Source organism: Novosphingobium sp. SL115, assembly GCF_026672515.1.
Lineage (GTDB): Bacteria > Pseudomonadota > Alphaproteobacteria > Sphingomonadales > Sphingomonadaceae > Novosphingobium.
This window is the reverse complement of record NZ_JAPPRG010000002.1, coordinates 3,016,813-3,030,451: the sequence shown is the minus strand read 5'-3', so window position 1 is coordinate 3,030,451 and position 13,639 is coordinate 3,016,813. Positions and strand designations below refer to the sequence as shown.

General features: G+C 62.3%; 12 protein-coding genes and 1 tRNA gene. 10 read left to right on the top strand and 3 right to left on the bottom strand.

Translation table 11 applies throughout. The annotated features are described in order from the left end of the window. Positions 1-57 precede the first annotated feature (57 nt). Genes OVA07_RS16210 through OVA07_RS16195 form a run of 4 tightly spaced genes read left to right on the top strand, consistent with a single transcriptional unit; the run spans position 58 to position 2,980 of the window. On the top strand, positions 58-294 hold the full coding sequence (locus OVA07_RS16210) for a ribbon-helix-helix domain-containing protein (RefSeq protein WP_268172560.1): 237 nt from the start codon (positions 58-60) through the stop codon (positions 292-294). Positions 295-300: 6 nt separating this feature from the next. Then, on the top strand, positions 301-666 hold the full coding sequence (locus tag OVA07_RS16205; protein ID WP_268172559.1) for a type II toxin-antitoxin system VapC family toxin: 366 nt from the start codon (positions 301-303) through the stop codon (positions 664-666). Positions 667-684: 18 nt separating this feature from the next. After that, a complete protein-coding gene (gene glmS, locus OVA07_RS16200; protein ID WP_268172558.1) occupies positions 685-2,508 on the top strand; it encodes a glutamine--fructose-6-phosphate transaminase (isomerizing) in 1,824 nt (607 codons plus the stop codon). 16 nt (positions 2,509-2,524) lie between these two features. Further along, positions 2,525-2,980 (top strand): tRNA (cytidine(34)-2'-O)-methyltransferase, encoded by a 456-nt coding sequence (locus tag OVA07_RS16195; protein ID WP_268172557.1) that lies wholly within the window; start codon positions 2,525-2,527, stop codon positions 2,978-2,980. Between the two features lie 17 nt (positions 2,981-2,997). Here the strand turns inward: OVA07_RS16195 and OVA07_RS16190 are convergent. Next, positions 2,998-3,074: transfer RNA gene (locus OVA07_RS16190), tRNA-Pro, on the bottom strand. Positions 3,075-3,391: 317 nt separating this feature from the next. Here OVA07_RS16190 and OVA07_RS16185 point away from each other — a divergent pair. From OVA07_RS16185 to OVA07_RS16160, 6 genes are all read left to right on the top strand, one after another. After that, positions 3,392-3,706: an ArsR/SmtB family transcription factor gene (locus OVA07_RS16185; RefSeq protein ID WP_268172556.1), complete on the top strand. Its 315-nt coding sequence runs from the start codon at positions 3,392-3,394 to the stop codon at positions 3,704-3,706. A 165-nt stretch (positions 3,707-3,871) separates the two neighbouring features. Then, positions 3,872-4,480 carry a gluconate 2-dehydrogenase subunit 3 family protein gene (locus OVA07_RS16180; protein ID WP_268172555.1) on the top strand — a complete coding sequence of 203 codons (609 nt, stop codon included), beginning with the start codon at positions 3,872-3,874 and terminating at the stop codon, positions 4,478-4,480. Positions 4,481-4,498: 18 nt separating this feature from the next. Further along, positions 4,499-6,178, top strand: a complete 1,680-nt coding sequence (locus OVA07_RS16175; RefSeq protein ID WP_268172554.1) for a GMC oxidoreductase — start codon at positions 4,499-4,501, stop codon at positions 6,176-6,178. Positions 6,179-6,182: 4 nt separating this feature from the next. After that, entirely contained in the window at positions 6,183-7,598 is a 1,416-nt protein-coding gene (locus OVA07_RS16170) for an MFS transporter (RefSeq protein WP_268172553.1), read from the top strand. 88 nt (positions 7,599-7,686) lie between these two features. Next, positions 7,687-8,274 (top strand): HD domain-containing protein, encoded by a 588-nt coding sequence (locus tag OVA07_RS16165; RefSeq protein ID WP_268172736.1) that lies wholly within the window; start codon positions 7,687-7,689, stop codon positions 8,272-8,274. Between the two features lie 109 nt (positions 8,275-8,383). Continuing rightward, positions 8,384-9,967 carry a fatty acid--CoA ligase gene (locus OVA07_RS16160; RefSeq protein WP_268172552.1) on the top strand — a complete coding sequence of 528 codons (1,584 nt, stop codon included), beginning with the start codon at positions 8,384-8,386 and terminating at the stop codon, positions 9,965-9,967. A gap of 20 nt (positions 9,968-9,987) precedes the next feature. Here the strand turns inward: OVA07_RS16160 and OVA07_RS16155 are convergent, their stop codons facing one another. Together OVA07_RS16155 and OVA07_RS16150 are read right to left on the bottom strand one after the other, a co-directional pair. Further along, positions 9,988-10,983 (bottom strand): DUF4402 domain-containing protein, encoded by a 996-nt coding sequence (locus tag OVA07_RS16155; RefSeq protein ID WP_268172551.1) that lies wholly within the window; start codon positions 10,981-10,983, stop codon positions 9,988-9,990. Continuing rightward, positions 10,980-13,613, bottom strand: coding sequence for a hypothetical protein (locus OVA07_RS16150; RefSeq protein WP_268172550.1), 2,634 nt, complete (start codon positions 13,611-13,613; stop codon positions 10,980-10,982). The genes OVA07_RS16155 and OVA07_RS16150 overlap by 4 nt, the downstream gene beginning before the upstream one ends. Positions 13,614-13,639: the final 26 nt, after the last annotated feature.

Genomic DNA, 13,639 nt, shown 5'->3' with positions numbered 1-13,639 from the left:
AACGCAATTATCTCCACCCCTCTTGACGATATCGCGATATGATATCAATATATCAGCATGACTCGCATTCTTGCCGATCTGCCTGAAGTCGATATCGAATGGCTGGATGCGCTTGCGGCGGAGCAGGGGAAGTCGCGGGCGGCGGTGCTGCGTGAAGCGGTGGCGCAGTTTCGAGCGCAGGCGCCTGTGCCGGGTGGGCAGGACTGGATCGCGCGCGGGGCGGGGTACTGGAAAAATCGGGCCGATGTGAACGATGGCGTAGCGTGGCAGCGCGCCCTTCGCGGTGAGCGATAGCGCGCCGTGTCCGATCCGTTTTTCGACACCAATATCCTGATCGACTGGTTGCAGGACCGTCCGCAGGCGGTTGCCGAGCTTTCGCGCTATCGCCGCCACCGGATCAGCCGCGTGGTGTGGACCGAAGTGCTTTCGGGCGAGCCGCTGGAAACCCGCGAACATGTCAGAAATTTAATCGCGCCGTTCGATGTTGTAGAGATTGATGGGCGTATAGCCAGCGTCGCCGCCGATCTGCGGCATCGCAATGGCATGACGCTTATGGATGCGCTGGTGCTGGCGACGGCGCAGATCAGCGGTAGTATTCTGATTACACGAAATACCAAGGATTTCCCTGCTAACCTGCCGGGAATCCGGGTGCCCTATACCCTTTAGAGAAAGTGCTTATCGTCCATGTGCGGAATCATCGGAATCGTCGGCAAGGAACCTGTGGCGGACCGGCTGGTCGATGGCCTGCGGCGGATGGAATATCGCGGATATGACAGCGCGGGCGTGTGCATGGTGGATGGCGGGCAGCTTGTGCGCCGCCGGGCCGAGGGCAAGCTGAACAATCTGGTGGTCGAACTGGCGCGCAATCCTGCTGCCGGGCTGATCGGCATTGCGCACACCCGCTGGGCCACGCACGGCGCGCCCACCACCAGCAATGCCCACCCGCACGCCACCGGCGAAGTGGCGCTGGTGCACAACGGGATTATCGAGAATTTCAAGCCGCTGCGCGAAGCCCTGATCGCGCGGGGACGCAAGTTTGAAAGCGAGACGGATACCGAAGTCGTCGCGCACCTTGTGTCGGAACAGGTTGAGGCGGGGCTTTCGCCGCAGGACGCGGTAAAGGCGGTGCTGCCGCAATTGCGCGGGGCTTTTGCGCTGGCCATCGCGTTCCGCCAGCATGACGACATGCTGATCGGCGCGCGGCTGGGATCGCCGCTGGTGGTGGGCTATGGCGATGGCGAAACCTATCTGGGGTCTGACGCGCTGGCGCTGGCCCCGCTGACCCAGCGCATCACGTATCTGGAAGAAGGCGACTGGGTGGTCATCACCCGCGAAGGCGCGCAGATTTTCGACGTTGACGACAATGCGGTGACGCGCCCGGTGGTGGCATCTGGCGCGACGGCGGCGGCCATCGAAAAGGGCAATTACCGCCACTTCATGCAGAAGGAAATCTTCGAACAGCCGGTGGTGGTGGCGCAGACGCTGCGCAGTTACTTGCGCCGGGTGGAACAGACTGTAGCGCTGCCGCAGATCGACTTTGATCTGGCCAGCATCAACCGCGTGACCATCGTGGCCTGCGGCACCAGCTTCTATGCCGGGATGGTCGCCAAGTACTGGTTCGAACAGTTCGCGCGCCTGCCGGTGGACATCGATGTGGCGTCCGAGTTCCGTTACCGCGATCCGGTGCTGGAGCCGGGCGGGCTGGCGCTGTTCATTTCGCAGAGCGGTGAAACAGCAGACACGCTGGCCGCGCTGCGCCATTGCAAGGCGGCGGGGCAGACCATTGCGGTGGTGGTGAACGTGCCGACCAGTTCGATGGCGCGCGAGGCGGATCTGTTGTTGCCAACGCACGCCGGGCCGGAAATTGGCGTGGCGTCGACCAAGGCGTTTACCTGCCAGCTTGCCGTGCTGGCCGCACTGGCGGCGCATCTGGCGGTGAAGCGCGGACGGCTGAACCGGGCGGAAGAAGCGGCGATTGTAGAGCAACTGGTGGAAACACCCGCCGCGCTCAACGCCGCGCTGAGCCATGACGAGGAAATCGCAGGGATGGCGCACCTTATCGCGCCTGCGCGCGACGTGCTGTATCTGGGCCGTGGGCCGGACTATCCGCTGGCGCTGGAAGGCGCGCTGAAATTGAAGGAAATCAGCTATATCCACGCCGAAGGTTATGCCAGCGGGGAAATGAAGCACGGGCCAATTGCGCTGATCGATGAAGCGGTGCCGGTGATCGTACTGGCGCCATCAGGGCCGCTGTTTGAAAAGACCGTTTCGAACATGCAGGAGGTGCGCGCGCGGGGCGGCAAGGTGGTGCTGATTTCCGATGCCGAGGGCATTGCGGAGGCGGGCGAGGGCTGCCTTGCCACTATCGAAATGCCCAAGGTCCACCCGCTGATCGCGCCGCTGGTCTATGCCGTGCCCGTGCAGTTGCTGGCCTATCACGTCGCCGTGGCCAAGGGCACTGACGTTGACCAGCCGCGCAATCTGGCCAAATCGGTGACGGTGGAGTGAGCGCGGGCTGACGGCGATGCGGATAGCGCTTTACGAACCGGAGATTGCCGGAAACGTCGGATCGGTGCTGCGACTGGGCGCGTGTTTCGGGGTGGGGGTCGATCTGATCGAGCCGCTGGGCTTTGCGTGGGATGACCGCCGCGTGCGCCGCGCGGCGATGGATTACATCGACCACGTTGCCATCACCCGCCACGCCAGCTTCGATGCGTTCAGAGCGTCTGCGGGCGAAAGCCGGCTGGTGCTGTTCACCACCAAGGCCGACCAGTCGGTTTACGACTTTACGTTCCGGCCTGATGATGTGCTGCTGTTCGGCAAGGAAAGCGCAGGCGTGCCTGCCGCCGTGGCCGATGCGTGCGACGCGCGGTTGCGCATCCCAATCCGGCCACAGGTCCGCTCGCTTAACCTCGCCATTTCCACCGCGCTCGCACTGGGCGAAGCGATGCGGCAGACCGAAAGCCTGCCGGGCGGATAATGCTGTTTATGGGAAAGTGGTCGGGGAGATAGGATTCGAACCTACGACCCTCTGGTCCCAAACCAGATGCGCTACCAGGCTGCGCTACTCCCCGACTGCGGATGCCCCTAGTCGCTGATGCGCGCGGGGGCAAGCATGTTTGTTGGTCTATCACCAGCAATTGCGCGCCAGCTTTGAGCGGGGATGTAAAGCGCGTGACCTGCCCCCCGCTGGTCGCGAGGCTGGCATTTATCTGCCTGGCGGAGAGTGTCGGCGCATAATCGGTCATCTGCCAATTCATCAAGAAGCTGTAAATTGCGCTATATCTTATATAAATAAAATACGATTTAATTAATAGTATGGACAATTTAACGCAAGAGGTGTTGCGACGCACTTGCACAAGCTGGTGTGGCCGCTATCTGCTTGAGAACAATGAAACATACCGACCTTTCCGAGCTGAAAGAGAGCGCTCGCCTGATGGCGGGGCGGATGCGCATGCTTAGCCATCCTGAGCGGCTGCTGATGCTGTGCCGGATGGATGAAGGTGAGGTTTCCGTAACGGAATTGGTGGAATTGACCGGTCTTTCCCAATCCGCCGTCTCGCAACATCTGGCCCGTTTGCGTGATGAAGGCGTGGTCGACACGCGCGTTGCGGCACAGATTCGCTTTTACAGTCTGAAGGACGAAATCGTCCGCGCGATCATCCACGCCCTGTGCGAAATCTGCGACGCGCAGGTGAAGGGCTGATTTTGGCCTGAAGCGCCATTCCAATCCCGCAATTGTGAATTGAGTGAATTCCCCCACAGATGCCCCCTTGCGGGCCATATCCAAATTAGAGTATTCGTTCTTATACTGTGGTGATCCGGCATGGTCAGCCACACGGGGAGAATGAAGGCGATGCAGGATAGGCCGATGACGGGCTGGAACCGTCGTGATTTCATGGGCGCGGCTGCGTTGCTGGCACTGGCGCTGGGCGTGCCGGCCGCGGCGGTGAGCCTTACCCACCTTGACGCGGCTGATGCGCCGACAGAGCGGCAGCGCCTGCTGATGCAGCAGGTAAGCCAGCGCGTCCTGCCGCGCACCGGCACGCCGGGCGCGGGCGAAGTTGGTGCAGGTGATTTTGCCATTCTGGCGCTGGCCCACGGTCTTGACGGGTCGCGCAAGGCTTTGAGCGAACCTGCTGCTTATGACCGTTTTCTGCGTAACGATGGTTCGCTGCGCCATGTGGACTGGCTTGAGCGGGAGCTGGATGGCCGTGCGGGCGGTGACTTTCTGGCCGTCGGACCTGACCGTCAGGCTGCATTGCTGACTGCGCTTGATGCGCAAGCCTATGCCGGGCGGGGCGAACATCCGTGGAAGACGGTCAAGGGGCTGATCCTGACCGGCTATTACACCAGCGAAACAGGTGCCACGCAGGAACTGCAATATGAACATGTGCCGGGGCGGTTCGATCCCGATCTGCCGCTGACCCCCGGATATCGCGCGTGGTCCAGCGACTGGACCGCAGTGGACTTTGGCTGAAGAACGGAAATGACGGACATGCAATTCGACGCAATCGTGGTCGGCTCCGGGATCACCGGCGGCTGGGCAGCCAAGGAGTTGACGCAGGCGGGCCTAAAGGTGCTGATGATCGAGCGCGGGCGCGAAATCGTCCACGGCGAATATCCGACCGAGATGAAGACGCCGTGGGAAATGCCGTTTCGCGGAGCGGGCGATGCCGCGCTGTTTGCCCGCGAATATCAGGTGCAGGCGCAGAACCGACAGTTCAACGAGTTTACGCAGGCGAATTTCGTCAACGATGCGGAAAACCCCTATAGCACCGCACCGGGGACCGCATTTTCGTGGCTGCGATCTTATCAACTGGGCGGGCGTTCGCTGACTTGGGGGCGGCAGTCCTATCGCTGGTCGGACTATGATTTTGGCGCCAACAAACGCGACGGGCACGGCACCGACTGGCCGATCCGTTATGCCGACATTGCCCCGTGGTATGACAAGGTTGAGGAATTCATCGGCGTTTCGGGCGCGATGGAAGGCTTGCCGCAGCTTCCCGATGGCAAGTTCCAGCCACCGATGGCGCTGAACGCGGTGGAACGCCACGTCAAGCAGGTGGTGGCGGACAAGTTTGGCCGCTGCATGACGGTGGGCCGTGTTGCCAACATGACCGAAGCCAAGCCTGACGAAGGCCGCGCTGCCTGTCAGAACCGGTCGATCTGTGCGCGTGGCTGTTCTTATGGCGCGTATTTTTCCACACAATCCAGCACGCTTCCGGCGGCGGCGGCCACCGGTAACCTGACCGTGGTGACCGACGCGATTGTCGAACATGTCGATTATGACCCTGCGACAAAGCGGGTTACGGGTGTGCGTTATGTCAACACCAAGGATGGCACGCGCGGGGCCGCGACCGCGCGCATGGTGTTCCTGAATGCAGGCGCGTTCAATTCAGTGCATCTGCTGCTCAATTCGCGGTCTGAAGCGATGCCCAAGGGCCTTGGCAATTCCAGCGGAGTTCTGGGAACGCAGATCATGGATCATGCCAGCACGCTGTCGACCATTGCGCTGTTCCCCGAATTTGGCGGGCGCACCAGCTTTGGCAACCGGCCAACCGGTGTGGTGATCGCGCGTTATCGCAACATGGATGCCATGGACGGGGCCGGGCATACGCGCGGATTTTCGTACCAGGGTGGTGCGCTGCAAAGCAACTGGGGTGCGGGCAAGCGCGAGGCGGGCGTGGGCGCAGACTTCAAGAACAAGCTGCGCAGTCCCGGTATGTGGCGCATGGTGCTGGTTGCCTTTGCCGACAGCGTGCCGCGCGATACCAACCGGCTGACGCTGGATGGCGTAAAGACCGACAGATTTGGCATTCCGCAGCTTCACATCGACTTTGCCCATGGCAAGGAAGAGCAAGCTGCACTGGCGCAGGCCAAGGCCGATGCCGCCGAAATGATGACGGCGGCAGGCGGCAAGGTCATCATGGGATCTGACCAGCCCGGCACGGGCGGCATGGCCATTCACGAAATGGGCGGCGCGCGGATGGGGTATGATCCCAAAAATTCGGTCCTGAACAAGTGGAGCCAGTCGCATGATGTGGCCAACCTGTTTGTCACGGACGGCGCGCAGATGGCATCGTCAGCCTGCCAGAACCCGTCGCTGACTTATATGGCGCTGACGGCGCGGGCCTGTGATGCGGCGGTGGAAATGCTGCGCGAAGGCGCGATCTAGGCCCATGGCGCAGACCATTGCCGGCATGACCGAGAGGCAGAAAAGCCTCGCCTTTTTCACGCTTATTACTGCGCTGGTGCTTGAGATTGTCGATGTGACGATCATCAACACCGCGCTGCCAGCTATGCAGGCGGATTTTGCCGCGCGCGGATATGATCTGGGTGGCAGTGCGGCCCAGTGGATTGCGGCGGGCTATTCGCTGGCGTTCGGTCTGCTGCTGGTGCTGGGCGGGCGACTGGGCGATATCTTTGGCGGGCGGGCGATGTTCCTGTGCGGCGTGGCGGGGTTCACGCTGGCATCGGTGCTGTGCGGCGTAGCTGCTGATCCTGCGCTGCTGATTGCGGCGCGGGTCGCGCAGGGCGCCGCGGGCGCGATCATGGCGCCGCAGGTCATGGCGGTAATCCAGATCCTGTATGATCCGGTGGAGCGGATCGGGCGGCTGGCGTGGTTTGGCGTGATCGGCGGGCTGGCGGGCATTGCCGGGCCAATCCTTGGAGGACTGCTGATTGCGGCGGATATTGCCGGCTTGGGCTGGCGCGCGGTGTTCCTGATTAATCTGCCCATCGGGCTTGCCGCGCTGGTGGCGGGCTGGCGTTTCCTGCCGCGTGAAGTGACGCACAAGGGCGGGCGCATCGATGTGATCGGCACGCTGGCGTTTGGGGCCGCGCTGGCCGCCATGCTGGTGCCGCTGGTGCGGGGTGAACATGCCGGGCTTGATCGTGGCAGTCTGCTGCTACTTTGCGCATCGCCATTGCTGCTGTGGGCCGCGTGGAAGGGCCTTACCCGCAGGGCGCGGGCGGGCAAGCCGGTAATCTTCGATCCCGAACTCATGGCTGATCCGCTGTTTCGTACAGGCGCGCTGATCGGACTGATCTTTTCGGCGGCGAACACGGGCTTTCTGTTCGTCTTTGCCCATGCGTTGCAATCACGGCTGGGCTATTCGCCCCTGCAGACCGGACTGGTGCATATCCCGTTCAGCGCGGGCGTTATGCTGGGCATGGGCTTTGTCGGACGACGCTATCTGGCGCGGGCGGGCAAGTGGATGCTGGTGTGCTCTTCGGCACTGCTGGTATTTGCCTATGGCGGCGCGCTGGCGTGGATCGTCGCGGGAGGACCAGGGCTGGTCTTGCTGATGCCGGCCCTGCTGGCGTCGGGCGTGGGCATGGGCACGCTGTCCGGCCCGGTATCGCCAGTGGCACTGGCGCGAGTGGACCGTCGCCACGCAGGCGCGGCCAGCGGCATCTTGAAGACCGTGCTGCAAATGGGCAGCGCCTTTGGCATTGCGCTGGTTGGCAGCGCTTATTTCGCGCTGGGAGCCAGCGGCGTGCTGGCAGCCATTGGCGTTATCCTGCTGCTGTTGGCGGGGTGCTTCGTGCTTGCGCTCAGCCTGCCGGAACGGATTTTTGACCAGCGGAATTGACTCGCCAAGCTGGGCAAACGCGATATCGTGTGCCTTCCATATGCGCACTGCCGGTAACAGGCAGGCGCGGGAGACAAGGATGCACGCGATGGATGATCTGCCCACGGCGCAGTTCCACACGATGAGCGATGGCACGCAGGAAGACTGGGATGCCATCATGACCCATATGGTGCCCCATGCCCGCAGCGGGGGCGCGAGAGTGCTGGAACATCTGCGGCTGCTCGAAGGGGATTGCGGCGGCTTTGCGGTTGATCGGCTGACCCATTGCCTGCAAACCGCGACCCGCGCGCATCGTGATGGCCGGGCGGAAGATTATGTGGTGATGGCTTTGCTGCACGACATTGGCGATGTGCTGGGCGCCTATAACCACCCGGATATTGCGGCAGCCATCCTCAAGCCTTTCGTTTCGGAAGAACTGCACTGGATCGTGCAGCATCATGGCATTTTTCAGGGCTACAACTTCTTCCACTTCCTTGGCCTTGACCGCAATATGCGCGACCAGTTTGCCGCCCACGAACATGCCGCCGCCACGCAGGAATTCATCGACAAGTATGATTGCCCGGCGTTCGATCCAGCTTACGACACGTTGCCGCTGTCGTTCTTTGAACCGATGGTGATGCGCCTGTTCGAAAAGCCGCGAAGTAGCATTTATAAAAAGGCGCTGGCCGAGGCTTGAAGCTGCGCGTGGTGAAATTGCCATCCCGACATACACTGTCACGATTGGGAGGCTTGGCTCTGGCTTAATTGCATGATTAACTCTGCCAAATTGCTTGGGAGAGCGAAGCATGGCCGAAACAGCCTATAAGCCCACTACGGCAGAACGCACCGCGCACCTGTTCACGTTTGATGGTTTCCTGCGTTTCTGGGCGGAAGATCGACCGGATATGGTCGCGCTGGATGGGCCGGACCGGCTTTTGACTTACGCAGGGCTGGAAGAAGCCACGGCGCGCGTCGCCACCGGTCTTGCCGCGATGGGGTTGGGCAAGGGGGACCGGATCGCGTGGTTCGGCAAGAACGCGACGCTGTATTTCACCCTGTTCTTTGCGGCCGCACGGCTGGGCGTGGTGATGGTGCCCATCGGCTGGCGGCTGGCCCCGGCTGAGGCAAAGTGGATTGCCCAGGACGCCGAGGCGCGGGCGATGTTCCTTGGCGAAGGGTTTGAAGACCTTGCTGCCAGCTTTGCCGAAATTCCGACGGTTGAGCGCTGTTTTACGCAAAGTGAGGCGTGGGGCTGGATTGACGGCACGGCGCCTGCGCCGTTCGAAGCCGCCGGGCCGGACGATGCGGTGCTGCAACTCTATACATCGGGCACCACCGGGAATCCCAAGGGCGCAGTGCTGTCCAACCGCAACCTGTTTGGCCTGCGCAAACAATCGCTGGGCAGCGATCAGCCCTATGCCGCGATGACCGATGATGAGGCGATCCTTGTTGCCATGCCCTGTGCGCACATTGGCGGCACTGGCCTTGGGGTTATGGCGATCGGTGCGGGATTGCCCGGCATCGTGCTGGCGGAATTTGAGCCGCGTGCGGTGTTTGATGCCGTAGAGCAGAAGGGCGTCACCCGTTTCTTCATCGTGCCCGCCGCGCTCCAGATGCTGCTGAACCATCCCGATTGCGCGCAGGTGGATTTCAGCCGGTTGAAATATATCATCTATGGCGCATCGCCCATTCCGCTGGTCCTGCTGCGCGAATGTATCGCCATGTTTTCAGCCGATTTCATTCAGGCATATGGCATGACCGAGACGACCGGCACGATCTGTATGTTGCCGCCTGAAGACCATGACGTGAATGGCAATCAGCGGATGCGGTCTGCCGGAAAGCCGCTGCCCGGGGTGGAAGTGCGCGTAATCGATGAAAATGGCAAAGCGCTGGGGCCAAACGAGATTGGCGAGATTCAGACCCGGTCATCCAACAACATGCTGGGCTATTGGAAACTGCCAGAAGCGACGGCAAAGACATTGAGCAATGATGGCTGGATTGCCACGGGCGACGCCGGTTATCTGGACGATGACGGCTATGTCTATATGCATGACCGCATCAAGGACATGATTATCTCCGGCGGCGAAAACGTCTATCCGGCGCAGGTCGAAAGCGCGATTTATGGCCATCCCGATGTGCTGGAAGTGGCGGTGATCGGCGTGCCGGATGAGCGCTGGGGCGAAGCGGTGAAGGCCGTTTGCGTGCCCAAGCCCGGACACACCGTTGATCCGCAATCGGTTATTGAATGGACGCGCGAACGGCTGGCCGGGTTCAAGGTGCCCAAATCTGTCGACGTGATTGAAGCGCTGCCCCGCAATCCTTCGGGCAAGATTTTGCGGCGGTCCTTGCGCGAACCCTATTGGCAGGGGCTGGAACGGCAGGTGAACTGACCGGCTTCAGTTATCCGGCGTCAGTTATACTGAACCGTCACGGTCAAAGCGCCGCTGAATGTGCCGATGCCGGTGGTCTGGGTTAGCGGTACGGTGCCGCCGACCTTCACCTGTACGGTTCCTGCTGCGCCTGCGCTGCCGTTCAACACCTGCGATCCGCTGCCGGTGGCGGTGGTGGTTGCCACTACGGTTCCGGCTGGCCCGTTTAGCGATACGGTGGATGGCACCGATACCGTCACCGCCTGCCCACCTTCGCCGGTCACGGTAAAGGCGGCTGCGCTGGGCGCGGGGGTGGAAAAGCGGCGGACATTGGTGCCGGTGCTGCTGGCCGAACCTGATGGGCTTACCGTGATGCTGCCCGATCCGCTGCTGGGCCGCGTCACGCTGCCAAATTGCAGATCCTGCGTCTTGGCAATGGCGATGGGGCGCAGCACTTTGGCGATGATGTCGCCTACCTGAGAACTCGACCCTGAGCCGCTGGGCCGCGACGCGGTGATAAGATAGGAACTGACCGCAGATCCGGTTGACCGTGAAGATTCATTGCCCAGCACCGGCATATCGAAACCAAGCAGGAACGTGCGTGAGGAATTGCGTGGAATCGGGCTGAGGTTAATGACCACATAGCTGCCTGCGCTATAGGCCGATGTGATGGTAGCAGTACCGTTGGCAACGCTGACCGAAGGGATGTAGTCCAGCCGTCCACTGGGCGTTCCGGCGTGGGCCAGTGTGACAGAGACGGCAGTGGTCGCGCACAGGACCGAATTGCTGCAACCGATCGTCACCACGGCATTGGCGGAGGTGCTGGATAGCCGCACTGCGCTGCCCGATTGCAGGGTGACTGCCCCGGATGATGCGTTGGACCGGAAGGTCGACGTGCCGGATGCGGCGGACACGACATCGCCCAGATTGGCGTCGCTGATTGATTGCACGGAGTAGTTTTGGGCCATGGCGCTGCTGCCGGGAATCAGCGCAGCAGCCACTACGGCCAGCGCTATTGAAAATGCGCGCCTGTTCATCTTGCCACCACCTGCACCGGTTCGTTGAACGCCACTTCACCGGTGGCGTCAATCGTGCGGCCATCGGCGGCAACGGTGACGAAGACCGGTGCCATCATCCGCATACCCAGCCGCGCCGCCTGATCGGCATCGATTTCCAGCGCGTAGCGGCCCGGCTTGACTTGATCGAACACGGCGGTCCCATCAAATTCGGTTACGCCTTCGGCCACCGCGCCTTTGGGCGAGACCAGCCGCAGTTTTACTGCCGAAAGGCCACGCAACGCGCCATCGCGGCGACGGAAATTGATCCGGGCGACCAGTTCTGACGTGGGCACCAGCGGATAATCAATGGTCGCCACCCGTCCTGCACGCGCGGCGAACACGATGTTCTGTGGCGGCGGCGTGACGAACACGGTGTCGGCATTGGAAATGTCGGTGCGCAGCGCGGCCATGCTGCCATCGCCCAGCCCTGTTACGAAGGCGTGGCCTTGGGCATCGGTCACCGCTTTCAGCCCGCCGCCTTCTACCGTTACGCCGGGCACGGCCTCTTCGCCAGTATCGCGGCGGCCATTGGCATTAGCATCGATAAAGGCCAGCAGGGCGGCACTGGCACCATTGGCGGGGCCGGGCGGGGTCATGCGATAGCGGCCTTGCAAAGGATCGCGGGCAAGGCCGAAGTTCAGTTGCAGGCCCACCCGCCAGCGGCCTTGCCCGGTGGACCAGTCACCGCCAAGCGTGGCCGATGCAAAGGGCAGGCGCGCGGTTACCCCAGCCTGCAGGGCGACATCGCGGTTGGAAAAGGTGCGGGTTGCGCCAAAGCGCAGGCTGTAGCGATCACCAATGGCGCGGTCTGCGGCAAGGCCCAGCGTTTCCAGCGCGAAGCCAGGCTTCATCCGGTAATCGGCGGTGGCGCGCAATTGCCACTTGTAATCCACCAGCCGCATCGCGCTGATATTGCCGTTGATGCGGGTATCGGAATATCCCGGTGCAGAGCGGTGGCTGTAATCCGCGCCGAAGGCCACCAGCGTTCCGCCAAGGCTGGCTGTGGTGCGTGCGCGGGCCGAAATGCTCTTGCCGCCGTCGATGTATTCCGCACGGTCGATCCGGCCTGAAAGCGGCAGGCCCACCGATCCCGGCAGCGGCACGGCCAGATCGAACACCAGTTCGCTGTAACGGCGCAGTGGGCGCGCGGCGTCGAAGCTGGTGTTCGCTTCGTCCGCAAAGCCGCCGCCATATTCGACATGGCGGCCCAGAAAGCTGATCCCGCCCAGCCGTCCGGCCAGTCCCACCGACAGCGCCTTGCCCGCGCGAAAGTCGCTAGCCATGTCGGTCTGCACTGAAATGCCCAGCAGTGACGTGCGTGCGCCCACGGTGCCAATGGTATGGTCTGTGCCCCCGCTGTCGGTAAAGCGGGACAGGCTGCCTGCAATGGTCATGCTTTCGCTGATGCCGTGGGCCAGCCCCAGCACGGCGCGCAACTTGCCACGTCCGCGCATGAACCCTGCCACGCTGGTATCCGACAGGTCGATCACCGCGCGATCCTGCGCCACCACGCCAAGGTCCAGCGTGGTTTTGCCTGCGGCCAGTTGCCCGCCGCCCACGTTAATCATGCGGGTGCGTTCAATCCGTTCGCCGCGCGGGCCATAAAGCACGATGCGGATGGCGTTGCGCCCGCGCACCAGCGGGATGTCGTTGAACTCATAGCGGCCTTGCGTGCCTGATCCCCGCTGGCCCGACCGCAGGATGTCGTTGATGTAAAGTTCGGCATCGTATCCCACCGGCAATTCGCCGCGCAGGTTGATGCGTTGAAACACGCTGGCTTCGTCGATCCGCGCCGAAGAAAAGACCAGTCCTGCGCCGTTCATGCTGCGCGCGCCGATAACGCTTGGCGGGGTAAAGACATCGCCCACAGATGCCATCGTGCCACCCAGTGAACCCAGCAGATGGCCATCTTCCGACCGGCGAGTGAAGGCCAATCGTGCGGATGAAGGCTTCGCGCGGTCATCGGTGGCCAGCCAGCCGGAAAAGCCGGTTTGCAGCAGATCGCCCGCAACCCGCGCTTCCATGCGCGTAATCGCGCGGCCATCGGTGCTGTCATAGCCAAGCTCTGACGTGAAATCGAACGCCGGTTCACCCAGCCAGCGATAGGGGGTGGCCACGCGCAGGGCATCTTCGGCCTGATCCGGCCCGCGCGAAAGCCCGGCAATGCGGGCCAGTCGTTCACGTTGAATCTGCACCGGCAGCTTTTCGGTCGCTTCCAGATGGAGTGCCATTTCATCGGCCACGGCGGTAATGCGTAGCGGCAGCAATTTGGCGATCAGCGATGCCCGCAGGAAAATGTCGGTTTCGGTGACGATGGTGTCGGGCGGAACCAGCGCCACAACCTTGCCGCCCAGCAGCGCCTGCCCGGATTTCAGGTCGATGGTGAGCGGGCGCTGGCTTTCGCCGATCCGGCCCGACGCCACGCCATTGCCGACGTCGATATCCAGCGGCAGTTCCAGCAGGCGGCTGAGTTCGCCCAGTGGCAGCATGGGATCTGCTGCGTCGCCATAGGCGGTCAGCGCTTCGCTGATTGTCGCGCCATCCAGTTGCACTGACAGTAGCAGCAATTGGTCGGCATAGTCTTCCTGCGCGCCGAAACGGATCGGCACGTCTGCGGCTTTTGCAGACGCAGCAG

What these genes read in the sequence shown, in the direction of transcription:
- OVA07_RS16210 (WP_268172560.1), top strand. Translation starts at nt 58, where the DNA reads ATGACTCGCATTCTTGCCGATCTGCCTGAAGTCGATATCGAATGGCTG.
- glmS (WP_268172558.1), top strand. Translation starts at nt 685, where the DNA reads ATGTGCGGAATCATCGGAATCGTCGGCAAGGAACCTGTGGCGGACCGG.
- OVA07_RS16195 (WP_268172557.1), top strand. Translation starts at nt 2,525, where the DNA reads ATGCGGATAGCGCTTTACGAACCGGAGATTGCCGGAAACGTCGGATCG.
- OVA07_RS16185 (WP_268172556.1), top strand. Translation starts at nt 3,392, where the DNA reads ATGAAACATACCGACCTTTCCGAGCTGAAAGAGAGCGCTCGCCTGATG.
- OVA07_RS16180 (WP_268172555.1), top strand. Translation starts at nt 3,872, where the DNA reads ATGACGGGCTGGAACCGTCGTGATTTCATGGGCGCGGCTGCGTTGCTG.
- OVA07_RS16175 (WP_268172554.1), top strand. Translation starts at nt 4,499, where the DNA reads ATGCAATTCGACGCAATCGTGGTCGGCTCCGGGATCACCGGCGGCTGG.
- OVA07_RS16170 (WP_268172553.1), top strand. Translation starts at nt 6,183, where the DNA reads ATGGCGCAGACCATTGCCGGCATGACCGAGAGGCAGAAAAGCCTCGCC.
- OVA07_RS16165 (WP_268172736.1), top strand. Translation starts at nt 7,687, where the DNA reads ATGGATGATCTGCCCACGGCGCAGTTCCACACGATGAGCGATGGCACG.
- OVA07_RS16160 (WP_268172552.1), top strand. Translation starts at nt 8,384, where the DNA reads ATGGCCGAAACAGCCTATAAGCCCACTACGGCAGAACGCACCGCGCAC.
- OVA07_RS16155 (WP_268172551.1), bottom strand. Translation starts at nt 10,983, where the DNA reads ATGAACAGGCGCGCATTTTCAATAGCGCTGGCCGTAGTGGCTGCTGCG.